At 45.5% G+C, this 21,178-nt stretch carries 37 protein-coding genes; 31 read left to right on the top strand and 6 right to left on the bottom strand.

Annotation, left to right across the window (positions count from 1 at the left end; translation table 11 throughout):
• The first annotated feature begins 326 nt into the window (after positions 1-326).
• The 30 genes from AC6R05_RS00620 (at position 327) to rplQ (ending at position 15,133) form a co-directional block, all read left to right on the top strand.
• On the top strand, positions 327-515 hold the full coding sequence (locus tag AC6R05_RS00620; RefSeq protein WP_032553336.1) for a (2Fe-2S)-binding protein: 189 nt from the start codon (positions 327-329) through the stop codon (positions 513-515).
• A gap of 80 nt (positions 516-595) precedes the next feature.
• Entirely contained in the window at positions 596-1,081 is a 486-nt protein-coding gene (gene bfr / locus AC6R05_RS00615) for a bacterioferritin (RefSeq protein WP_032553335.1), read from the top strand.
• A 399-nt stretch (positions 1,082-1,480) separates the two neighbouring features.
• Positions 1,481-1,792, top strand: coding sequence for a 30S ribosomal protein S10 (gene rpsJ / locus AC6R05_RS00610; RefSeq protein WP_001181007.1), 312 nt, complete (start codon positions 1,481-1,483; stop codon positions 1,790-1,792).
• Positions 1,793-1,806: 14 nt separating this feature from the next.
• Entirely contained in the window at positions 1,807-2,436 is a 630-nt protein-coding gene (gene rplC, locus AC6R05_RS00605; RefSeq protein WP_004738804.1) for a 50S ribosomal protein L3, read from the top strand.
• 16 nt (positions 2,437-2,452) lie between these two features.
• On the top strand, positions 2,453-3,055 hold the full coding sequence (gene rplD, locus AC6R05_RS00600) for a 50S ribosomal protein L4 (RefSeq protein WP_032553334.1): 603 nt from the start codon (positions 2,453-2,455) through the stop codon (positions 3,053-3,055).
• Positions 3,052-3,354 carry a 50S ribosomal protein L23 gene (gene rplW / locus AC6R05_RS00595; RefSeq protein WP_004736765.1) on the top strand — a complete coding sequence of 101 codons (303 nt, stop codon included), beginning with the start codon at positions 3,052-3,054 and terminating at the stop codon, positions 3,352-3,354. Before rplD ends, rplW begins: the two co-directional genes overlap by 4 nt.
• 15 nt (positions 3,355-3,369) lie before the next feature.
• A complete protein-coding gene (gene rplB / locus AC6R05_RS00590; protein ID WP_032553333.1) occupies positions 3,370-4,194 on the top strand; it encodes a 50S ribosomal protein L2 in 825 nt (274 codons plus the stop codon).
• Between the two features lie 21 nt (positions 4,195-4,215).
• Entirely contained in the window at positions 4,216-4,494 is a 279-nt protein-coding gene (gene rpsS / locus AC6R05_RS00585; protein ID WP_004736729.1) for a 30S ribosomal protein S19, read from the top strand.
• A 10-nt stretch (positions 4,495-4,504) separates the two neighbouring features.
• A complete protein-coding gene (gene rplV, locus AC6R05_RS00580) occupies positions 4,505-4,837 on the top strand; it encodes a 50S ribosomal protein L22 (RefSeq protein WP_032553332.1) in 333 nt (110 codons plus the stop codon).
• A gap of 18 nt (positions 4,838-4,855) precedes the next feature.
• Positions 4,856-5,554, top strand: a complete 699-nt coding sequence (gene rpsC / locus AC6R05_RS00575; protein ID WP_004738797.1) for a 30S ribosomal protein S3 — start codon at positions 4,856-4,858, stop codon at positions 5,552-5,554.
• 11 nt (positions 5,555-5,565) lie between these two features.
• Positions 5,566-5,976, top strand: a complete 411-nt coding sequence (rplP, locus tag AC6R05_RS00570; RefSeq protein ID WP_004398466.1) for a 50S ribosomal protein L16 — start codon at positions 5,566-5,568, stop codon at positions 5,974-5,976.
• Positions 5,976-6,167 (top strand): 50S ribosomal protein L29, encoded by a 192-nt coding sequence (gene rpmC / locus AC6R05_RS00565; protein WP_004736737.1) that lies wholly within the window; start codon positions 5,976-5,978, stop codon positions 6,165-6,167. The genes rplP and rpmC overlap by 1 nt, the downstream gene beginning before the upstream one ends.
• The gene (gene rpsQ, locus AC6R05_RS00560; protein WP_032553331.1) at positions 6,167-6,421 is read left to right on the top strand and encodes a 30S ribosomal protein S17; all 255 of its coding nucleotides are present in this window, start codon (positions 6,167-6,169) and stop codon (positions 6,419-6,421) included. The genes rpmC and rpsQ overlap by 1 nt, the downstream gene beginning before the upstream one ends.
• A gap of 162 nt (positions 6,422-6,583) precedes the next feature.
• Positions 6,584-6,955: a 50S ribosomal protein L14 gene (gene rplN, locus AC6R05_RS00555; protein WP_004738793.1), complete on the top strand. Its 372-nt coding sequence runs from the start codon at positions 6,584-6,586 to the stop codon at positions 6,953-6,955.
• 11 nt (positions 6,956-6,966) lie between these two features.
• On the top strand, positions 6,967-7,284 hold the full coding sequence (gene rplX, locus AC6R05_RS00550) for a 50S ribosomal protein L24 (protein ID WP_032553330.1): 318 nt from the start codon (positions 6,967-6,969) through the stop codon (positions 7,282-7,284).
• A gap of 24 nt (positions 7,285-7,308) precedes the next feature.
• Positions 7,309-7,848, top strand: coding sequence for a 50S ribosomal protein L5 (gene rplE, locus AC6R05_RS00545; RefSeq protein WP_032553329.1), 540 nt, complete (start codon positions 7,309-7,311; stop codon positions 7,846-7,848).
• A 17-nt stretch (positions 7,849-7,865) separates the two neighbouring features.
• Positions 7,866-8,171 carry a 30S ribosomal protein S14 gene (rpsN, locus tag AC6R05_RS00540; RefSeq protein WP_032553328.1) on the top strand — a complete coding sequence of 102 codons (306 nt, stop codon included), beginning with the start codon at positions 7,866-7,868 and terminating at the stop codon, positions 8,169-8,171.
• A 29-nt stretch (positions 8,172-8,200) separates the two neighbouring features.
• A complete protein-coding gene (gene rpsH, locus AC6R05_RS00535) occupies positions 8,201-8,593 on the top strand; it encodes a 30S ribosomal protein S8 (protein ID WP_032553327.1) in 393 nt (130 codons plus the stop codon).
• 13 nt (positions 8,594-8,606) lie between these two features.
• A complete protein-coding gene (gene rplF, locus AC6R05_RS00530) occupies positions 8,607-9,140 on the top strand; it encodes a 50S ribosomal protein L6 (RefSeq protein WP_032553326.1) in 534 nt (177 codons plus the stop codon).
• Between the two features lie 9 nt (positions 9,141-9,149).
• Positions 9,150-9,503, top strand: coding sequence for a 50S ribosomal protein L18 (gene rplR / locus AC6R05_RS00525; RefSeq protein WP_032553325.1), 354 nt, complete (start codon positions 9,150-9,152; stop codon positions 9,501-9,503).
• A 14-nt stretch (positions 9,504-9,517) separates the two neighbouring features.
• A complete protein-coding gene (gene rpsE / locus AC6R05_RS00520; protein WP_004738783.1) occupies positions 9,518-10,018 on the top strand; it encodes a 30S ribosomal protein S5 in 501 nt (166 codons plus the stop codon).
• Between the two features lie 7 nt (positions 10,019-10,025).
• Positions 10,026-10,202: a 50S ribosomal protein L30 gene (rpmD, locus tag AC6R05_RS00515; protein ID WP_004736756.1), complete on the top strand. Its 177-nt coding sequence runs from the start codon at positions 10,026-10,028 to the stop codon at positions 10,200-10,202.
• A gap of 5 nt (positions 10,203-10,207) precedes the next feature.
• Positions 10,208-10,642 carry a 50S ribosomal protein L15 gene (gene rplO, locus AC6R05_RS00510; RefSeq protein WP_032553324.1) on the top strand — a complete coding sequence of 145 codons (435 nt, stop codon included), beginning with the start codon at positions 10,208-10,210 and terminating at the stop codon, positions 10,640-10,642.
• A 20-nt stretch (positions 10,643-10,662) separates the two neighbouring features.
• A complete protein-coding gene (gene secY / locus AC6R05_RS00505) occupies positions 10,663-11,997 on the top strand; it encodes a preprotein translocase subunit SecY (RefSeq protein ID WP_032553323.1) in 1,335 nt (444 codons plus the stop codon).
• A 39-nt stretch (positions 11,998-12,036) separates the two neighbouring features.
• Positions 12,037-12,150 carry a 50S ribosomal protein L36 gene (gene rpmJ / locus AC6R05_RS00500; RefSeq protein ID WP_000868186.1) on the top strand — a complete coding sequence of 38 codons (114 nt, stop codon included), beginning with the start codon at positions 12,037-12,039 and terminating at the stop codon, positions 12,148-12,150.
• Positions 12,151-12,296: 146 nt separating this feature from the next.
• Positions 12,297-12,653: a 30S ribosomal protein S13 gene (gene rpsM / locus AC6R05_RS00495; protein WP_004738779.1), complete on the top strand. Its 357-nt coding sequence runs from the start codon at positions 12,297-12,299 to the stop codon at positions 12,651-12,653.
• 19 nt (positions 12,654-12,672) lie between these two features.
• The gene (gene rpsK / locus AC6R05_RS00490; protein ID WP_004738778.1) at positions 12,673-13,062 is read left to right on the top strand and encodes a 30S ribosomal protein S11; all 390 of its coding nucleotides are present in this window, start codon (positions 12,673-12,675) and stop codon (positions 13,060-13,062) included.
• 29 nt (positions 13,063-13,091) lie between these two features.
• Positions 13,092-13,712: a 30S ribosomal protein S4 gene (gene rpsD, locus AC6R05_RS00485; protein ID WP_032553321.1), complete on the top strand. Its 621-nt coding sequence runs from the start codon at positions 13,092-13,094 to the stop codon at positions 13,710-13,712.
• A 22-nt stretch (positions 13,713-13,734) separates the two neighbouring features.
• Positions 13,735-14,727 carry a DNA-directed RNA polymerase subunit alpha gene (locus tag AC6R05_RS00480; RefSeq protein ID WP_004729813.1) on the top strand — a complete coding sequence of 331 codons (993 nt, stop codon included), beginning with the start codon at positions 13,735-13,737 and terminating at the stop codon, positions 14,725-14,727.
• A 25-nt stretch (positions 14,728-14,752) separates the two neighbouring features.
• A complete protein-coding gene (gene rplQ, locus AC6R05_RS00475; RefSeq protein ID WP_004729812.1) occupies positions 14,753-15,133 on the top strand; it encodes a 50S ribosomal protein L17 in 381 nt (126 codons plus the stop codon).
• A 223-nt stretch (positions 15,134-15,356) separates the two neighbouring features.
• On the opposite strand, the gene AC6R05_RS00470 is transcribed toward rplQ, so the two are convergent.
• Both AC6R05_RS00470 and bamJ read right to left on the bottom strand, forming a co-directional pair.
• Positions 15,357-15,851, bottom strand: a complete 495-nt coding sequence (locus AC6R05_RS00470; RefSeq protein WP_500646250.1) for a DUF2780 domain-containing protein — start codon at positions 15,849-15,851, stop codon at positions 15,357-15,359.
• A gap of 130 nt (positions 15,852-15,981) precedes the next feature.
• On the bottom strand, positions 15,982-16,602 hold the full coding sequence (bamJ, locus tag AC6R05_RS00465; RefSeq protein ID WP_032553319.1) for a BamJ family beta-barrel-assembly machinery protein: 621 nt from the start codon (positions 16,600-16,602) through the stop codon (positions 15,982-15,984).
• 214 nt (positions 16,603-16,816) lie between these two features.
• Here bamJ and AC6R05_RS00460 point away from each other — a divergent pair, with 214 nt between their 5' ends.
• Complete coding sequence (locus AC6R05_RS00460) at positions 16,817-17,377, top strand: LysM-like peptidoglycan-binding domain-containing protein (RefSeq protein WP_500646249.1); 561 nt, start codon at positions 16,817-16,819, stop codon at positions 17,375-17,377.
• Positions 17,378-17,403: 26 nt separating this feature from the next.
• On the opposite strand, the gene AC6R05_RS00455 is transcribed toward AC6R05_RS00460, so the two are convergent.
• From AC6R05_RS00455 to AC6R05_RS00440, 4 genes are all read right to left on the bottom strand, one after another.
• The gene (locus AC6R05_RS00455) at positions 17,404-18,249 is read right to left on the bottom strand and encodes a DMT family transporter (protein ID WP_500646248.1); all 846 of its coding nucleotides are present in this window, start codon (positions 18,247-18,249) and stop codon (positions 17,404-17,406) included.
• Positions 18,249-18,701: a GNAT family N-acetyltransferase gene (locus AC6R05_RS00450; protein WP_500646247.1), complete on the bottom strand. Its 453-nt coding sequence runs from the start codon at positions 18,699-18,701 to the stop codon at positions 18,249-18,251. The genes AC6R05_RS00455 and AC6R05_RS00450 overlap by 1 nt, the downstream gene beginning before the upstream one ends.
• 57 nt (positions 18,702-18,758) lie before the next feature.
• Complete coding sequence (locus AC6R05_RS00445) at positions 18,759-19,325, bottom strand: Crp/Fnr family transcriptional regulator (RefSeq protein ID WP_500646246.1); 567 nt, start codon at positions 19,323-19,325, stop codon at positions 18,759-18,761.
• 77 nt (positions 19,326-19,402) lie between these two features.
• Positions 19,403-21,166: a bifunctional lysophospholipid acyltransferase family protein/GNAT family N-acetyltransferase gene (locus AC6R05_RS00440; RefSeq protein WP_500646245.1), complete on the bottom strand. Its 1,764-nt coding sequence runs from the start codon at positions 21,164-21,166 to the stop codon at positions 19,403-19,405.
• Between the last annotated feature and the right edge of the window lie 12 nt (positions 21,167-21,178).

Here is a 21,178-nt window from a genome sequence, read left to right as displayed (position 1 = left end):
TCGCTTAATAACGAATGATTTTGCTCTCTCTTCATTAGAAGAGGCGCATCACAAAAAGGGAGGCTTCGGCTTCCCTTTTTTATTTTCAGTAAAATACGAGTGGTTATAAGAAAACTTTGAAATGCGCACTTAACGCATACCTCTAATACCCAGTAATACAATTACTTAGCACAATGTAGTCTCAACGCTGTTTCGCTAAGTGTTCCCACCTATGAAAAGCACGATTTTTCTATAACAAAACGGTCTAACAGTAGTAAAAGATAAGACTGGTAATAAGAATGATTCCTCTTTATATTTAATCTCAAGTTAAAAGTTTAGGTTTGAATATGTACGTCTGTTTATGCCATGGGGTATCGGATAAGAAAATCCGAAAACTCGTTGTCGAAGAAGGCATTACCGATATAAAAGGAATTAAGAAATGTACAGCACTCGGCAGTCAATGCGGAAAATGTGTACGTTCAGCAAAAGAAATCATCAACGAAAGCGCCGCCACACTGTTTAAGCAAGCTGGTTAGTTACTTAAAACTCAACCAAGCTTTTTGACACTTCTCGATTTGGTTCTACAGTTAGAAGAACCGAAGAGGAGAGTGTGCTCATGAAAGGCGATCCAATCATAATTCAACATCTCAATAAAATTCTTGGTAACGAGTTAGTTGCCATTAACCAATATTTTCTTCATGCGCGAATGTACAAAGACTGGGGTCTAAAGCATTTGGCTGATAAGGAATATCATGAATCTATTGATGAGATGAAACATGCCGACCACCTGATAGAACGAATCTTGTTTCTCGAAGGGTTACCTAATCTGCAAGATCTTGGCAAACTCAAAATAGGCGAAGATACACAAGAGATGCTAGAGTGCGACCTAGCTTTGGAGATGGAAGCCATTCCGGACCTGAAAAATGCCATCGCGTATGCTGAAGACATTCATGATTATGTATCACGCGATCTGTTTCTTGAAATCTTAGAAGATGAAGAAGAACACGTTGACTGGCTAGAAACTCAACTTGGCCTTGTGAAGATGACCGGCATCCAAAATTACCTGCAAGCGCAGTATGTCGATGAAGACGACGATGGTTAAAAGCAAAAAACTAGAGTCGAAAAGGTAGTAATAAAAGCAGAGTGCATCGGCCTCTGCTTTTTGCGTTTTGTGGCGAGTCAGGAGTGCAGCTTAAGTTTTCGCGATTAATTTTCAAACACCACTTGCATACCAAAGTGTGATCTGTATAATGCACCGCACTGGCTTAAGCTGGTTGTGAACCAATGAGCACTGAGGAGTAGGCTTTGCCTAGTAATGTATACTCAGCTTATGTTCGCGGTTAATAAAAATAGTAAGTTTATCTTACTTCAAAAGTTAACTGACAATGTGTCCTAATTTTGGATACTACGGTTTCACATAAATCAATCGGCATTCTCTCGTCTTTTCGAGTTTGAGTGGCGATATTGTTTGTGTAATTTTTAATAATTGGAGCTCTGTCTCATGCAGAACCAACGTATTCGTATCCGCCTAAAAGCTTTCGATTACAAGCTAATCGACGCTTCTACTGCGGAAATCGTTGAAACAGCAAAACGTACTGGCGCACAGGTTCGTGGTCCTATCCCACTACCTACTCGTAAAGAGCGTTTCACTGTTCTTATCTCTCCACACGTCAACAAAGATGCACGTGACCAGTACGAAATCCGTACTCACAAGCGTTTGATCGACATCGTTGAGCCAACAGATAAAACTGTTGATGCTCTAATGCGTCTTGATCTTGCTGCTGGCGTTGATGTTCAAATCAGCCTAGGTTAAGGGAGATAAGAATAATGATTGGTCTAGTCGGACGTAAAGTGGGTATGACCCGCGTATTTACTGAAGAAGGCGTTTCTATCCCAGTAACTGTTGTTGAGGTTGAAGCGAACCGTATTTCTCAAGTTAAAACTCTAGAGAACGACGGCTACGCAGCAATCCAAGTAACTACTGGTGCTAAGAAAGCTAACCGTGTAACTAAGCCTGAAGCTGGTCACTTCGCGAAAGCGGGTGTTGAAGCAGGCCGCGGTCTTTGGGAATTCCGTTTAGAAAACGGCGAAGAGTTTGAAGTTGGCGCTGAGCTAAACGTAGAACTTTTCAACGAAATTAAAAAAGTAGACGTTACTGGTACATCTAAAGGTAAAGGCTTCCAAGGCGCAGTTAAGCGTTGGAACTTCTCTACTCAAGATATGACTCACGGTAACTCTTTGTCTCACCGTGCACCGGGTTCAATTGGCCAATGTCAAACTCCAGGTCGCGTGTTTAAAGGCAAGAAAATGGCAGGTCACATGGGTGCTGAGCGTGTAACGACTCAAAACCTAGAGATCGTACGTGTTGACGCTGAGCGCAATCTGCTTCTTATTAAAGGTGCAGTACCAGGCTCAACAGGCGGCAACGTGATCGTAAAACCTGCTGTTAAAGCATAACGTCTAGGAGTAAGTAATGGAATTGATGGTTAAAGGTGCTGATGCACTAACTGTTTCCGAGACTACTTTCGGACGTGACTTCAACGAAGCTCTTGTACACCAAGTAGTTGTTGCATACGCAGCAGGTGCTCGTCAAGGTACTCGTGCTCAAAAGACTCGTTCTGAAGTATCTGGCGGTGGCGCTAAGCCATGGCGTCAAAAAGGTACTGGCCGCGCACGTGCTGGTACAATTCGTAGCCCAATCTGGCGTACAGGTGGTGTTACTTTTGCTGCGAAACCTCAAGATCACAGCCAAAAAGTAAACAAGAAAATGTACCGTGGTGCTATGAAGAGCATTCTTTCTGAGCTTGTTCGTCAAGAGCGTCTAATCGTTGTTGATAACTTCTCAGTAGAAGCACCAAAAACAAAAGAACTTGTAGCTAAGCTTAAAGAGCTTGAGCTAAGCGACGTTCTGATTGTTACTGGCGAAGTAGATGAAAATCTATTCTTAGCTGCTCGTAACCTTTACAAAGTTGACGCGCGTGACGTTGCTGGTATCGACCCAGTATCTCTAATTGCGTTTGACAAGGTTCTAATGACTGCTGACGCAGTTAAGCAAGTTGAGGAGTCGCTAGCATGATCACTGAAGAGCGTATCTTAAAAGTTCTACGTGCTCCGCACATCTCTGAAAAAGCAACTATGGCAGCTGAGAAAGCGAACACTATCGTTTTCAAAGTAGCTAAAGATGCGACTAAAAAAGAGATCAAAGCAGCTGTAGAAAAGCTATTTGAAGTTGAAGTTAAGTCTGTAAATACTCTTGTTCTTAAGGGTAAGACCAAACGTCAAGGTATGCGTGAAGGCCGTCGTTCAGACGTTAAGAAAGCCTACGTTACTTTGAAAGAAGGTCAAGATCTTGACTTCGTTGGCGGCGCGGAATAACAGGAGTAGTTAAAAATGGCTATTGTTAAATGTAAGCCGACTTCCCCTGGTCGTCGTCACGTCGTTAAAGTTGTTAACGCTGACCTACACAAGGGTAAGCCATACGCACCACTTCTAGAGAAAAACTCTAAGAACGGTGGTCGTAACAACAACGGTCGTATCACAGTACGTCACATCGGCGGTGGTCACAAGCACCACTACCGTGTAATTGACTTCAAACGTACTAAAGACGGTATCCCAGCGAAAGTTGAGCGTCTAGAATACGATCCAAACCGTAGCGCTAACATCGCTCTAGTTCTGTACGCAGACGGTGAGCGTCGTTACATCATTGCACCAAAAGGTGTTAACGCAGGTGACCAGATCCAATCTGGTGTAGATGCGCCAATCAAAGCAGGTAACACTCTGCCGATGCGCAACATCCCAGTAGGTTCTACTGTACACTGTGTTGAACTTAAGCCTGGTAAAGGTGCTCAACTAGCTCGTTCGGCTGGTGCTTATGCTCAAATCGTTGCTCGCGACGGTGCATACGTAACTATCCGTCTACGTTCTGGTGAAATGCGCAAAGTACTTTCTGAAGGTCGTGCAACGATCGGTGAAGTTGGTAACTCTGAGCATATGCTACGTGAACTTGGTAAAGCTGGTGCTTCACGCTGGCGCGGCGTACGTCCAACCGTACGTGGTGTAGTAATGAACCCGGTTGATCACCCACACGGTGGTGGTGAAGGCCGCACATCTGGTGGTCGTCACCCAGTTTCTCCTTGGGGCGTTCCTACTAAGGGCTTCAAGACTCGTAAGAACAAGCGCACTGACAAGTACATCGTACGTCGTCGTAACAAGTAATCTATATAAAGAGGAATCGCCATGCCACGTTCTCTCAAGAAAGGTCCTTTTATTGACCTACACTTGCTGAAGAAGGTAGAGAAAGCGGTGGAAAGCGGAGACAAAAAGCCTATTAAGACTTGGTCCCGTCGCTCAATGATCATCCCAACAATGATTGGTTTGACCATCGCTGTCCATAATGGTCGTCAGCACGTTCCAGTTTTCGTTACCGAAGAAATGATCGGTCACAAACTGGGTGAATTTGCACCAACTCGTACTTATCGCGGTCACGCTGCAGATAAGAAAGCTAAGAAGAAGTAAGGAGTAGATGATGGAAGCTTTAGCTAAACATAACTTTGCTCGTATTTCTCCACAGAAAGCTCGCTTAGTTGCAGACCAAATTCGCGGTAAGTCGGTAGACCAAGCTCTAGAAATTCTAACTTTCAGCAACAAAAAAGCTGCTGTTCTAGTTAAGAAAGTTCTAGAGTCAGCTATCGCAAACGCGGAGCATAACGAAGGTGCAGATATCGACGATCTAAATGTCGCTAAAATCTTCGTAGATGAGGGCCCTATCATGAAGCGTATTATGCCTCGTGCTAAAGGCCGTGCGGATCGTATCTTGAAGCGTTCAAGCCACATCACTGTTGTTGTAGCAGATCGCTAGAGACTAGGAGAGTAAGCAATGGGTCAGAAAGTACATCCTAATGGTATTCGTCTTGGCATCGTTAAGCCTTGGAATGCTACATGGTTTGCTAACACCAAAGATTTCGCTGACAACCTAGACGGCGACTTCAAGGTACGTCAGTTCCTTACTAAGGAACTACAAAAAGCATCACTATCTCGTATCGTTATCGAGCGTCCAGCTAAGAGCATCCGTGTGACAATTCACACTGCTCGTCCTGGCGTTGTTATCGGTAAGAAAGGTGAAGACGTTGAGAAGCTACGCGCAGCTGTAGCTAAAATCGCAGGTGTACCAGCGCAGATTAACATCGCTGAAGTACGTAAGCCTGAGCTAGATGGTCAGCTAGTAGCTGATAGCATCGCGTCTCAACTAGAGCGTCGTGTTATGTTCCGTCGTGCTATGAAGCGCGCAGTACAAAACGCAATGCGTCTAGGCGCTAAAGGTATCAAAGTGGAAGTAAGCGGTCGTCTAGGCGGCGCTGAAATCGCACGTTCTGAGTGGTACCGTGAAGGCCGTGTGCCTCTACACACTCTACGTGCAGACATTGATTACGCAACTTCTTCGGCTCACACTCAATACGGTGTGATCGGCATTAAAGTTTGGATCTTCAAAGGTGAGATTCTAGGCGGTATGCCAGCTGCTAACGCAGTAGAGCCTAAAGGCGATAAGCCTAAGAAGCAGCGTAAAGGCCGTAAGTAAGGAGTCGAACGATGCTACAACCAAAACGTACTAAGTTCCGCAAGGTTCAGACTGGTCGTAACCGTGGTCTAGCTAAAGGCACTGAAGTAAGCTTCGGCGAATTCGGTCTTAAAGCTGTTGGTCGCGGACGTATTACTGCTCGTCAAATCGAAGCGGCTCGTCGTGCTATGACACGTCACATTAAGCGTCAAGGTCAAATCTGGATTCGTATCTTCCCAGACAAACCGATTACTGAAAAACCTCTTGAAGTTCGTCAAGGTAAAGGTAAAGGTAACGTTGAGTACTGGGTAGCACAAATCCAACCTGGTAAGGTTATGTACGAAATGAATGGCGTACCAGAAGAGTTGGCACGTGAAGCGTTCCGCCTAGCGGCACGTAAACTGCCTGTTAAAACTACTTTTGTAACTAAGCAGGTGATGTAATGAAAGCACAAGATCTACGCGAAAAGAACGTTGAAGAGCTTAACGCTGAGCTATTGAATTTGCTACGCGAACAGTTCAACCTGCGCATGCAGGCTGCTACTGGTCAGCTTCAGCAAACTCATACTCTAAAAGCTGTACGCCGTGATATCGCACGTGTGAAAACTGTTTTGACTGAAAAGGCAGGCGCATAATGAGCGAAACTAACCGCATCCAGCAAGGTCGTGTAATTAGTGACAAGATGGACAAGTCTATCGTTGTTGCTATCGAACGTACTGTAAAACACCCAATTTACGGTAAATACGTTAAGCGCACGACTAAAGTACACGCACACGACGAAGACAACACTTGTGGCCTAGGCGACAAAGTTGAAATCGCTGAGTGTCGTCCTCTGTCTAAGACTAAGTCTTGGACATTGGTTAAAGTTCTAGAAAAAGCGAAGATTTAATCTTTGTAATTCTATAACTTATAAGCGGCTCCAAAATATTTTTTGGGGCCGCTTGTTTTTTGTCTACCCAATTCCAAAAAAGGGTGGTACAATTCGCGTCCCTTTTAAAGAGGCAGCCCGACCCGAGAGGGTCTAGTTTTAATATTTAGCGGAGCACTAACAATGATCCAGATGCAAAGTACACTTGACGCAGCAGATAACTCTGGCGCGCGCAAGGTAATGTGTATTAAGGTTCTGGGTGGCTCTCACCGTCGTTATGCACATATCGGTGACATCATCAAAGTTACAGTTAAGGAAGCAATTCCTCGCGGTAAAGTAAAAAAAGGTGATGTTCTGAAGGCGGTTGTAGTGCGCACCCGTAAAGGCGTTCGTCGCCCAGACGGTTCTGTCATTCGCTTCGACAGTAATGCTTGTGTATTGTTAAACGACACTACTGAGCAACCAGTCGGCACACGTATCTTTGGTCCTGTGACTCGTGAACTTCGTAACGCGAAATTCATGAAAATTGTGTCACTAGCACCTGAAGTTCTGTAAGGAGCGGCAACATGGCAGCTAAAATCCGTCGTAATGACGAAGTAATCATTCTTGCTGGTAAAGATAAAGGCAAGAAAGGTAAAGTAACTAAGGTTCTGACAACTGGTAAAGTTATCGTTGAAGGTATCAACCTTGTGAAGAAGCACCAAAAGCCTCAACCGGCTCTAGGTCAGCAAGGTGGCATCGTTGAACAAGAAGCAGCAATCGATGCTTCTAACGTTGCAATCTTTAACGCGGCTACTGGTAAAGCAGACCGTATCGGTTTCCGTATCGAAGATGGTAAGAAAGTTCGTTTCTTTAAGTCTAACGGCGAAACTGTTTCTAACTAATTAGAAGTAATTTGGAGTTCTACTATGGCGAAACTGCATGATTACTACAAGTCGTCTGTAGTCGCTGAGCTTACCAAAGAGTTCGGCTACACAAGCGTCATGCAAGTCCCTAGGATTGAGAAAATCACCCTAAACATGGGCGTTGGTGAAGCAATCAACGATAAGAAACTGCTAGAAAACGCAGCAGCTGATATGGCAACGATCTCTGGTCAAAAGCCACTTATCACTAAAGCGCGTAAATCTGTTGCAGGTTTCAAAATTCGTGAAGGCTACCCAATTGGTTGTAAAGTAACCTTACGTGGCGAACGTATGTGGGAGTTCCTAGAGCGTCTTATCTCTATCGCTCTTCCACGTGTACGTGATTTCCGTGGTGTTAGCGCTAAGTCTTTTGACGGTCGCGGTAACTACAGCATGGGCGTTCGCGAGCAAATCATCTTCCCGGAAATCGACTACGATAAAGTCGATCGTGTACGCGGTCTTGATATTACTATCACGACGTCTGCTGGCACTGATTCGGAAGGCCGTGCTCTGCTGGCTGCCTTTAACTTCCCATTCCGTAAGTAAGGTGAAGGGTTACTGTTATGGCTAAACAATCAATGAAAGCACGTGAAGCTAAGCGTGCGAAGCTAGTTGCTAAATTCGCTGAAAAGCGTTCAGCACTTAAAGCTCTAATCAGCGATGTAAACGCATCTGAAGAAGATCGTTGGAACGCAGTACTTAAACTGCAAGCTCTTCCACGTGATTCAAGTGCATCACGTCAGCGCAACCGTTGTAACCAAACTGGTCGTCCACACGGTTACCTACGTAAGTTCGGTCTAAGCCGTATCAAAGTTCGTGAAGCTTGCATGAAAGGCGAGATTCCTGGACTTCGTAAGGCTAGCTGGTAATTGCCACTTAATCATTTGGAGTAAATCTTATGAGCATGCAAGATCCGATTTCGGATATGCTGACCCGCGTTCGTAACGGTCAGGCAGCAAACAAAGTTGCTGTTAAAATGCCTTCTTCAAAGCTTAAAGTTGCAATTGCTGCACTACTAAAAGCTGAAGGTTACATCACTGACTTCGCTGTAGAAGGCGAAGCAAAACCTGAGCTAGAAGTTACTCTTAAGTACTTCCAAGCTAAACCTGTAATCGAGCAAATCAAGCGCGTATCACGCCCTGGTCTACGAGTTTATAAAAATAAAGACTCGCTACCAACAGTGATGGGTGGTCTTGGTATTGCAGTTGTTTCTACTTCCAAGGGTCTTATGACTGACCGTGCTGCTCGCAAAGCAGGTCTTGGCGGTGAAATCATCTGTTACGTAGCTTAATAAGGAGTAGATTATGTCTCGTGTTGCTAAAGCACCTGTCGCTATTCCAGCTGGCGTAGAGGTGAAACTAAACGGCCAAGAAATCACTGTAAAAGGTGGTAAAGGTGAGCTTACTCGCGTTCTAAACGACGCCGTAGTTATCGCACAGGAAGAAAACAACCTAACTTTCGGTCCGAAAGAAGGTGTTGCTAACGCATGGGCACAAGCTGGTACAGCTCGCGCTCTAGTTAACAACATGGTTGTGGGTGTTACTGAGGGCTTCACTAAGAAGCTAACTCTAAAGGGTGTTGGTTACCGTGCTGCTATGAAAGGCAACTCTGTAGCTCTAACTCTTGGCTTTTCTCACCCAGTAGAGCACGCTCTACCTGAAGGTATTAAAGCTGAGTGCCCTAGCCAAACTGAGATCGTTGTAACTGGTTGTGACAAGCAACTAGTTGGTCAAGTTGCGGCTGACATTCGTTCTTACCGTGAACCTGAGCCATACAAAGGCAAAGGTGTACGTTACGCAGATGAAAATGTGCGTACTAAAGAAGCTAAGAAGAAGTAAGGTATCACTATGGATAAGAAAGCATCTCGCATCCGTCGTGCTACACGTGCACGTCGTAAGATTGCAGAACTTCGCGTTGAGCGTCTAGTAGTACACCGTACTCCTCGTCACGTATACGCACAAGTTATCGCGGCAAACGGCTCTGAGGTTATCGCAGCTGCTTCTACTGTAGAAAAAGCGATCCGTGAGCAAGTTAAGAACACTGGTAACATCGATGCAGCTAAAGCAGTAGGTAAAGCTGTTGCTGAGCGCGCTCTTGAAAAAGGCGTAACTGCTGTTGCATTTGATCGTTCTGGTTTCCAATACCACGGTCGAGTAGCGGCGCTAGCAGATTCTGCTCGCGAAGCTGGTCTGAAATTCTAAGGTAGGGTTGGAAGATGGCTAAAGAACAACAACAAGCTAATGATTTGCAAGAAAAGCTGATCGCAGTTAACCGTGTTTCTAAGACGGTTAAAGGTGGTCGAATCATGAGCTTCACTGCACTAACAGTAGTTGGTGACGGTAACGGTCGTGTAGGTTTCGGTTACGGCAAAGCTCGTGAAGTACCTGCAGCGATCCAAAAAGCAATGGAAAAAGCGCGTCGTAACATGGTTACTGTTGCGCTGAACGAAGGCACACTTCACCACCCGGTGAAAGGTCGTCATTCGGGCTCTAAAGTTTACATGCAGCCAGCTGCAGAAGGTACAGGTGTAATTGCCGGTGGTGCAATGCGTGCTGTACTTGAAGTTGCAGGTGTACACAACGTACTTTCTAAAGCATACGGTTCTACGAACCCAATCAACATCGTTCGTGCAACGATTGGTGCTCTAGTAGACGTTAAGTCACCAGAAATGGTTGCTGCTAAACGTGGTCTAACTGTTGAATCTATTTCGGAGTAAGCACACGATGGCAACTATTAAAGTAACTCAAACTAAAAGCTCAATTGGTCGCCTACCTAAGCACAAAGCGTGTCTTAAAGGTCTAGGCCTTCGTCGCATCAACCATACAGTAGAACTTGAAGATACTCCGTGCGTACGCGGTATGATCAACAAGGTTTACTACATGGTTAAGATTGAGGAGTAATCAGAATGCGTTTGAATACTCTATCACCGGCTGCTGGCTCTAAACCTTCTAAGAAGCGTGTAGGTCGTGGTATCGGTTCTGGCCTTGGTAAAACAGGTGGCCGTGGTCACAAAGGTCAAAAATCACGCTCTGGCGGTTCAGTTCGTCCAGGTTTCGAAGGCGGTCAAATGCCTCTGAAACAGCGTCTACCAAAATTCGGTTTCACTTCTCGTAAGAGCCTAGTGTCTGCTGAAGTTCGTCTAGCTGAGCTAGCGAAAGTAACTGGTGACGTAGTTGATCTGAACAGCCTAAAAGCTGCTAACGTTATCACTAAGAACATCGAATTCGTTAAGATCGTTCTTTCTGGTGAACTTAGCAAAGCTGTGACTGTTAAAGGTCTACGCGTGACTAAAGGCGCTAAAGCTGCAATCGAAGCTGCAGGCGGTAAAATCGAGGAATAATCTCGAGGAACGAGGTACAGATGGCTAAGAAACCAGGACAAGATTTTCGTAGTGCTCAGAGCGGCTTAAGTGAACTAAAGTCGCGCTTATTATTCGTAATTGGTGCACTTTTAGTATTCCGAGCAGGCTCTTTTGTGCCGATCCCTGGTATTGACGCTGCTGTACTTGCCGATTTGTTCGAACAGCAAAAAGGTACCATCGTTGAAATGTTTAACATGTTCTCCGGTGGTGCTCTTGAGCGTGCATCTATATTAGCATTGGGTATCATGCCGTATATTTCGGCATCGATCGTAGTCCAATTGTTAACTGTAGTTCATCCAGCGTTAGCGGAACTCAAGAAAGAGGGTGAAGCAGGCCGTCGTAAGATCAGCCAATATACACGCTACGGCACGCTTGTACTTGCAACATTCCAAGCTATTGGTATTGCAACGGGCTTACCAAACATGGTCGATAATCTGGTTGTTATCAACCAAACCATGTTTACGCTTATTGCTACCGTGAGTTTAGTAACTGGTACCATGTTCTTAATGTGGTTAGGTGAACAAATCACTGAGCGAGGAATCGGTAATGGTATTTCCATTCTGATTTTTGCAGGTATTGTTGCTGGATTGCCTTCTGCAATCGGTCAAACAATCGAGCAAGCGCGTCAAGGTGAATTGCATGTGCTTCTTCTGCTGTTAATTGCTGTACTGTCTTTTGCTGTAATTTACTTCGTTGTTTTCATGGAACGTGGTCAACGCCGAATCGTCGTTAACTACGCTAAGCGTCAACAAGGTCGTAAAGTATTTGCAGCACAAAGCTCGCACCTACCGTTGAAAATCAACATGGCAGGTGTAATTCCAGCAATCTTTGCATCGAGCATTATTTTGTTCCCAGGAACATTGGCTCAGTGGTTTGGTCAGAATGGTGAGAGCAGCGCGTTCGGTTGGTTAACTGACGTGTCATTGGCTCTTAGCCCAGGTCAACCTCTGTATGTAATGCTATATGCTGCAGCTATAATCTTCTTCTGTTTCTTCTATACAGCGTTGGTGTTTAACCCACGTGAAACAGCTGATAACTTGAAGAAGTCTGGTGCATTCGTACCCGGTATCCGCCCAGGTGAGCAGACAGCGAAGTATATCGATAAAGTGATGACAAGATTGACCCTAGCGGGCGCTCTATACATTACCTTTATCTGTCTGATTCCTGAATTCATGATGGTCGCGTGGAACGTACGTTTCTACTTCGGCGGTACATCACTACTAATCGTAGTTGTTGTTATCATGGATTTCATGGCACAGGTACAGACTCATCTGATGTCCCAACAGTATGATTCTGTGTTAAAGAAAGCGAATCTGAAAGGTTACGGCCGTTAATCCGGCGGTAACGTTCAGTTCCATTTACGGAGTTTAGCAATGAAAGTTCGTGCTTCCGTTAAAAAAATCTGCCGTAACTGTAAAGTTATCAAGCGTAACGGTGTCGTTCGCGTGATTTGCAGTGAGCCAAAGCATAAGCAACGCCAAGGCTAATTAGCAGAAATTTTTACTTGAAATACAAGGTAGAGTCGAGTATATTTCTCGGCCTACCTTTTGCGTGCAAAAGAAGTAGTATGCCGCAGCGTATCCATAACGGGCTTTGCTGCGGATAATTCTTTTATGAAACATTGGAGTGAATAATGGCCCGTATAGCAGGCATTAACATTCCTGATCACAAGCATTCTGTGATTGCACTTACTGCAATCTACGGTATCGGTAAAACTCGTTCTCAAGCTATCCTAGCTGAAGTGGGTATTGCTGAAGATGCTAAGATCAGTGAACTAACTGAAGAGCAGATCGATCAACTGCGTGATGGTGTAGCTAAGTACACTGTAGAAGGTGATCTACGTCGTGAAGTATCGATGAACATCAAGCGTCTTATGGACCTTGGCTGTTACCGCGGTCTTCGTCATCGTCGCAGTCTACCACTACGTGGACAGCGTACTAAAACCAACGCTCGCACCCGTAAGGGTCCGCGCAAGCCGATCAAGAAATAATCGGATAAGGTAGAGTACAATGGCAAAACAACCAACTCGCGCTCGTAAGCGCGTACGCAAGCAAGTAGCTGATGGCGTAGCGCACATCCATGCTTCTTTCAACAACACAATCGTAACTATCACTGACCGTCAAGGCAACGCTCTTGCATGGGCTACAGCAGGTGGTTCAGGTTTCCGTGGTTCTCGTAAATCTACTCCGTTCGCAGCACAAGTTGCAGCTGAGCGTTGTGGTGAAATGGCTAAAGAATATGGCCTAAAGAACTTGGAAGTTATGGTTAAGGGTCCAGGTCCAGGTCGTGAATCTACTGTTCGCGCACTGAACGCTGCTGGTTTCCGTATCACAAACATTGTTGATGCGACTCCAATCCCTCATAACGGTTGTCGTCCACCTAAGAAACGTCGCGTTTAATTCGTTTCTAGGATAATTGGAGAAAGATCATGGCAAGATATTTGGGTCCTAAGCTGAAGCTTAGCCGTCGTGAAGGCACTGACTTATTCCTTAAGTCTGGTGTTCGCGCGATCGATACCAAGTGTAAAATTGATAACGCACCAGGTGTACACGGCGCTCGTCGCGGTCGTCTATCTGAGTATGGCGTTCAGCTTCGTGAGAAGCAAAAAGTTCGTCGTATCTACGGCGTTCTAGAAAAACAATTCCGTAACTACTACAAAGAAGCTGCACGTCTTAAAGGCAACACAGGTGAAAACCTACTTCAGCTTCTTGAAGGTCGTCTTGATAACGTAGTTTACCGCATGGGCTTTGGTGCAACTCGCGCTGAATCTCGTCAACTAGTTAGCCACAAAGCTATCCTAGTTAACGGTAAAGTTGTAAACGTTCCTTCTTTCAAAGTAGCGGCTAATGACGTTGTTTCTATCCGCGAGAAAGCTAAACAGCAATCTCGTATCAAAGCGGCTCTAGAAGTTGCTGAACAACGTGAAAAACCAACTTGGATTGAAGTAGATGCTGGCAAAATGGAAGGTACATTCAAGCGTATGCCTGAGCGTTCTGACCTATCAGCTGACATCAACGAACACTTGATCGTCGAACTTTACTCTAAGTAAGGTTAAAAAAAGAGAGGACACAATGCAGGGTTCTGTAACAGAATTTCTTAAGCCGCGTCTTGTTGACATTGAACAGATCAATACGACACACGCAAAAGTAACTCTTGAGCCATTAGAGCGCGGTTTCGGCCACACTCTAGGTAATGCTCTTCGCCGCATTCTTCTATCTTCTATGCCGGGTTGTGCCGTAACAGAAGTTGAAATTGAAGGTGTGCTACACGAATACAGCACGAAAGAAGGCGTTCAGGAAGATATCCTTGAAATCCTTCTAAACCTAAAAGGTTTGGCTGTACGCGTTGCTGAAGGCAAAGATGAAGTGTTTATTACACTGAATAAATCAGGCTCAGGCCCTGTTGTTGCAGGTGACATCACCCACGATGGTGATGTAGAGATCGCTAACCCTGAGCACGTAATTTGTCACCTAACGGATGACAACGCTGAGATCGCTATGCGTATCAAAGTAGAACGTGGTCGTGGTTACGTTCCAGCTTCAGCTCGTATCCATACTGAAGAAGATGAGCGTCCAATCGGTCGTCTACTAGTTGACGCTACTTACAGCCCGGTTGATAAAATCGCTTATGCTGTAGAAGCGGCACGTGTAGAGCAACGTACTGACTTAGACAAGCTTGTTATCGATATGGAAACGAACGGTACTCTAGAACCTGAGGAAGCAATCCGTCGCGCAGCTACTATCCTAGCTGAACAACTGGATGCGTTCGTAGATCTACGTGATGTACGTGTACCTGAGGAGAAGGAAGAGAAGCCAGAATTCGATCCTATCCTACTACGTCCTGTAGACGATCTTGAACTAACAGTTCGCTCTGCTAACTGTTTGAAAGCAGAAGCGATTCACTACATCGGTGATCTTGTACAGCGCACTGAGGTTGAGCTACTTAAAACGCCAAACCTTGGTAAGAAATCTCTTACAGAGATTAAAGATGTGCTTGCTTCACGTGGTCTATCTCTAGGCATGCGTCTAGAAAACTGGCCACCAGCGTCAATCGCTGAAGATTAATCGAAAAAGTTAGAAGGATTAGGTCATGCGCCATCGTAAGAGTGGTCGTCAACTCAACCGCAACAGCAGTCATCGCAAAGCGATGTTCAGCAACATGGCTAGCTCTCTTGTTCGTCACGAAGTTATCAAAACTACCGTGCCAAAAGCAAAAGAACTACGTCGCGTAATTGAGCCGTTGATTACCCTAGCTAAGACAGACAGTGTTGCTAACCGTCGTCTTGCATTCGCACGCACTCGTGATAACGAAGTTGTTGCAAAACTATTTAATGAACTAGGCCCGCGTTTCGCGGCTCGCCAAGGTGGTTACACTCGCATTCTTAAATGTGGTTTCCGTACTGGTGATAAAGCTCCAATGGCATACATTGAGCTTGTAGACCGCCCAGCTGCTGAAGAAGCTGCTGAGTAATCTATACTAGATTGTTAATACAAAAAGCCGAGCCTAGCTCGGCTTTTTTGTATCTGTTGCTTTTGAATCTTGCATCATGATACTTGGCATTTTCCCTCGCCTTCATAACGCTCCTTTCTCAAAATATCCCGCATCAATCCCGCATTTCAGTTTCTTACACCCACAAAAAAGAGCACGAAGTGCCCTTAATTCAAACTATCTAAAGTTGCGTCCGTTTGGAGGATTAACTCCAAATTGCTGACAACGAGTCAAGCAAACCAGAGGTTGCACCTTGAGATTGAAGCGCTTGAAGAATGATTGGTGCAAAGGTCGTGATCATTGAAGAATCCATACCCAGACCAGAGAATGCACTTTCCACAGCACTCTGTGAATTTAGGATAGATGTAAGACCGGTGGATTCGAGTGTCGACATGCCTGGGATCAGTGACGAGAGTTCTTTGTTATCAGCACTACCTAGCGAGTTTTGTGCCAGCGCTAGCATAGAGCCAATACCACCTAATGCCTGGTCGCTAGTCACTGATGCTTGCTCGGCAACTGTATCAGCCAACGGTGTCGATTCATTTTGTTGTGACCATAAGTTAACCGCAGCCATTAGAGCTGTTTGAGTCAGTTGAGAATAGTCAGTAGTTGCGGCAGCGCTTGTTGAAGCTTGGTCGGAGGTGCTTGCGCAAGAGGCAACAGCCAATGCGCTGAATACAGTGATGAGTGCTTTCTTCATTATTCTTCCTTAAGTAATAAAGTAATCGTCACTTTCACTATAAACGAAAAACGGCGATGTTGTTACATCGCCGTTGGATTAATTTAACTTTAGTTCGCACTTAGTAGATTGTTTACCAAGGCTTTTAAAATTAAAGGATAGCTAGAAGTTCTACTTCGAATACTAGAGCTGCAAATGGAGGGATAGCAGCACCTGCGCCACGCTCACCGTATGCAAGATCTTGTGGGATGTATAGTTTCCACTTAGAACCTACAGGCATCATTTGTAGAGCTTGAACCCAACCTTGGATAACGCCAGTTACTGGGAACTCAGCTGGTTGACCGCGAGATACAGAGCTGTCGAATACAGTACCGTCTGTTAGCTCACCGTGGTAGTGAACACGAACTTGCTTGTCAGCAGTTGGGATTTCACCAGTACCTTCAGTGATTACTTCGTACTGTAGGCCAGACTCAAGAACCGTTACTTCTGGACGTAGAGCGTTGTCAGTTAGGAACGCTTCGCCGTCAGCTGCTGCTGCTTTAGCTGCTTCTTGACGGATCGCTTCAGCACGAGTGTGAAGCTCTTGAAGTGCTTTGTTGATTTCGTCAACTTCGATAGCTGGCATGTCGCCAGTTAGTGCAGTTGCGATACCCGCAGCGATTGCGTCAACGTTTAGGCCTTCAAGACCAGAACCAGCTAGTTGTTGGCCCATTTGTAGACCGATACCGTAGCTAGCTTTTTGCTCTACAGTTTCAAATTTTACTTCAGACATGAAAGTTACTCTTTTTGTGTCAGTACGAAAAAGGTAAGAATACCAGTATTAACAGCTCGAAGAAACGGCTACACCCTGATTCGCTCTAGCTTTCATGCACTCAAATCACAATGGCACTATTTTTATTGCATTGCTCCCGTAATGAAGGAAAAATCTATACTGTTCAAGTTTTGGTTTTTATACTGTAGTTAATCAATAGTTAGGGCGCAGTAGTATGAATCGTCGTCATAAGAAGAAACAACAAGTAGATTATTTGCAGCTGTGCAAAGATAAATTCAGTGCTATCGAATTTGGTGACGCCAAAGATAAGATTCGTGGCCTATGGCAGCGCTTGCCTAAATTACATCAACGCGCCTTGATGGTTCTTACGCCTGTCGTGTTATTGCTACTCATCATTCCTTTGCCAAAGGCGGACACTAAGCAAAGCGCACCTACAACCAGCCGCGTTGAGCTTGAGATCAATACTGTTGGTTTGAGCGAGCAGCAGAATGAGCAACAGCAGTCTCTTAAATCAAGTCACTGGAAAGAGTACTTGGTACAACAAGGCGATACCTTGGCGCAGGTATTTCGTAATAACCAACTGCCATTGTCTGACCTTAATGCTCTTGTGCGCATCGAGGGCGACGATAAACCGCTGAGCCAGATACGAAAGGGGCAGCTAGTTCGATTCAAGCTAGCAGAGAACGGTCAGTTGGATATTCTTCAGCTTGAGAAAGGCGGGAGTTCGGTGATGTTCTTCCGTTTATCTGACGGTGGCTTTGGCCGCAGCAAATAAATAACGATAGAGACACAAAGGAGCGATTATCTCGCTCCTTTTTTTATGCGTGGAATCGGAGCCAGAGGTAACACAATCAGCAGGATACCGATAAAGGTCAGGATATCCGGGATTTCGTTAAACCAAATCATCCCGATGAGTGCTACAAAGACGAGGCCCGAGTACTCAGCCAGTGCAATCTGACTAGAGTGTGCTTTTTGGTACGCTGAAACAGCCAATCCATTGTAAGCCAATATTAGAGTCGCGCTTAAGGCGATATAACCAAGGTGCCCCCAAGACACTGGTGACCAAAATAGTACGCAAAGTATTAAAGAAACGGGTAGCGAGAACAGAGTAGTCCACCAAAGTGTCGTCACTACCGATTGCTCACTCGGGAGCTTGCGAACCAAGACATTGAACAGCGCTAGGGTACATGCCGTACCAAGCGCAAATACTGCCGCCCAATGAAATTGCGATGGTCTGAGAACGATCAGCGCACCGATAAAACCTATTGTGGTAGCGATGACTTTCCCCAGAGCAGGGCGTTCGTCTAATAACAGGATTGATAGTGGTAACATCAGCAGTGGTGCTACGTAAAACACAGCGTTGGCCGTCGCTAGTGGCAAGTGGGTAATCGCCACAACCATACATCCACTACCAATTAATATCAGTTGGCCGCGAGCAAAGGTGATCTTTGCCTGTTTGAGTTGGCGCTGCACTTTGCTTTGTTTTAACCACAATGGCGTAATTAAAAGCAGTGACAATAGCTGGCGAAAGAAGATGTATTGCAGTGGCGGCACTTCACCATTGAGCAGTTTCACCGCCACGTCAGAGAGCGAGGCAAAAAAGTTGCCCGCAACAAGCAGTAAGATTCCAAGCGTGATGTTGGACATCAGCCCTGCAATCTCATATCGATATGTGGAATATCGTCCTCAAGGTACATCTCTGAGATCGTCACAAAGCCGTGACTTTGATAAAAGGCTTCTAAGTGTTGTTGAGCACCAATATCAATGGTGCTATTTGGCCACAACTCATGGCTATGCTTGATGGCTTCAGTTAATAGCTTATGGCCTAAACCGGCACCTCGAGCTTCGGCTTTGGTCGCAATTCTACCAATACTGACGTTGTCATAAGTAGTGCCCGCAGGCAGTAGACGAGCGCAAGCGACCAGTTGCCCCTCTTCATATCCCAAAAGATGACGCACACCGGGTTGGGTGTCTTTACCATCAAGCTCTGGATACGGGCAGGTTTGCTCGACAACAAACACATCGACTCGCAGTTTCAGCAGTTCATAAAGCTCAATTGTGGTTAATTCGGCAAAGGTTGGGGTCGACCAAGTGATCATAATAACTTCCTATAACTGTACTTGGCGCTAATCTAACAAGGACAATGATGCTGTGCATTAACCATTGTTAATTCTGCTTTTGATTCTGCTTAGGCTGATCGCTGTAATACCAAGGTAGGCCGCGATTTGATTATCGTTCAAGCGCTGCAGCAAATCAGGGTAATGTTCACAGAACAGTTGGTAGCGCTGCTCTGGCGTGTAAAGCAGCATGAAACGCTCTTTGTTCTCTTTGTGCATCAGTTGGGTTTCAAGCAACTTGAGGTACAGAGGATTATTGGTCTCGCGCCACCCTGTAAGGGCTTGCATTGGCAGTTCAAACAGTGAGATAGGGGTCAGCGTCTCCAGTAGGTATGGGGAAGGTTGTTGTTTTATCAAGCTCTCAAAGCCTATCACCCAGTCATGTTCCCAGTAGAACTCTTTGCTGAACTGCTTACCTTCTTCAGTTAGGTAGCACGCGTGGCATAACCCTTCAACGATGAAGTAAAACGAATCAGGCATCTCTCCTTGATTCGTGAGAATGTGCCGTGTTGGTAACTCGAGCGGTTTTGCAATCTCAAGAAGAGATTCTATCTGGGATGGGGTAAAGCCAAAGCTTTCTAGTTGTTCTGTCAGTGCGTGGTGCATGGTCACTACCTAAGCCATTTCGATGCGAAGATAATCGCACTTTCTATGGCTTAGGTATAGCGCTAGCTTAAGTCGAGCTATTGGGTTTGTGAGTGATTATGACGATCTAAGTAATCTTGAGCCTGTTCTCTGCCCATGTATTTACCCAGAGTCTTCACTGACACTTTCTTCAGGTTAACGACAATTAAACCATCCAAGGCGTCATTAAAGGATGGGTCAACGTTAAAGCATACCAGTTTACCGTTCATTCCGAGGTATTGGCGAAGCAATACAGGCAAGCCTTTTCCTTGTTCCATACGCGCCAGTACTTTAGATAGCAGCGGTACACTCGCCAGAGAAGAGAGCAGATGGTTTTGCCAGAACACATGATTGCTGCTGTTCAGAGGTGATGATGGTGAAACTAGGTTAGCCTTCTCTTCATCGTAGTGGTGAATCGACAAGGTCGTCGCGATCAACAGTCGTGCGTTATGACTGTAATCATTACTAATGCTGACAGGGCCAAAGAGATGCGTATATTGTGGATTGCGAGATACAAAGGTCGCGATACCTTTCCATAGCAGCAACAGTGAGTTAAGGCTCTTCTGATATGGCTTACTCACCACTGAACGCCCAAGTTCAACGCTGTTTTCTAGGGTATCGATGAACTCTTGATTGTAGTTGAACAAACTGCGGGAGTAGAGCTTATCAAGCCCATGCTCTGCGATCAGTTTATCAACCATGCCCAAGCGATAGGCCCCAACAAGCTCCGACTTCGCTTTGTTCCATACAAACAGTTGATGATAATAAAGGTCATACTCATCCAAATCACAGGCCAGCCCGCTGCCTTCGCCTACTTCGCGAAAGCTCTCTTCTCTGACTCGGCCAATTTCACGCATCAGGTTTGGAATAGATTGGCTTGGTGTACAGTAGACCTCAAACTCTCCTTGCTCAAGAAGCTTCATTTCAGCAGGGAGTGAGCCCACCTCTATCGCCAATACTTCGGGTGGCATCGGCGCTATCACCTGAGTGTCAAAAAAGGGGGCTTGGGTTGTGTTCTCTGAGCCCTCTTGTTGACTCATTAGGTAGGTGTTGAGTCTCAGGTAGTTGACGATATCCATCTCTTGTTCAAACGATTTTATCTCTGAATAAGGGATCGAAGCGCCAATGGAAATGGAGATGGTTGTCGCTTGCTTATTCAGAAGCTCACGACCGAGTAGAGCTGTTCTCAATAGTGGATGCACACGGCCGGCTTGGTAGAAAAGCTCGCTGTTTTTACCATTGATGAAGATAGGCACGGTTGTCGCTTGATGGCGCTTAACAAACTTAGCCACCGACTTGCTCCATTCAATATCGGTGAGTGTTTTAGCCCCTTTGCGATAACTAGACACTTCGCCAGCAGGGAACACAATCAGTAACCCACCATCAGCTAGGTGACGATTGGCATCTCGAATCGCCTTGGCATTAGTACGCTTTGACTCTTTACCATTGAAGACATCGACACCAATGAAAAGATCATCCAATTCAGGCAGTCGCTTAAGAAGCTCGTTAGCCAATACTTTTACATCTTTTCTTACCGATCCTACGAGATCAGCAAGGATCACCCCTTCAATCGCACCAAGTGGGTGGTTCGCGACAATCACGACCGGACCTTCTTCGGGGATGTTTCCCGTGCTTCCTGATGCAATGGAGTAGTCGATGTTGAGCGCCGAAAGGGTGTAATTCATGAATTCGAAGCTAGATAACTCGTTTTGTCTTTCTTGATAGAGTCGGTCTAGCTTAGATAGCCCAGTTGCCCACTCGACAACAGACTCACCCAAACCAAAAGGCGTGTAACGTGGTAAACGAAAAGGACTATCAATCATAATGTAGCTACC

The sequence above is a fragment of the Vibrio sp. R11-SG3-ISO9 genome (assembly GCF_059834255.1).
Note: the sequence above shows the minus strand (reverse complement) of the source record. Positions and strands in the feature narration are given on the sequence as shown.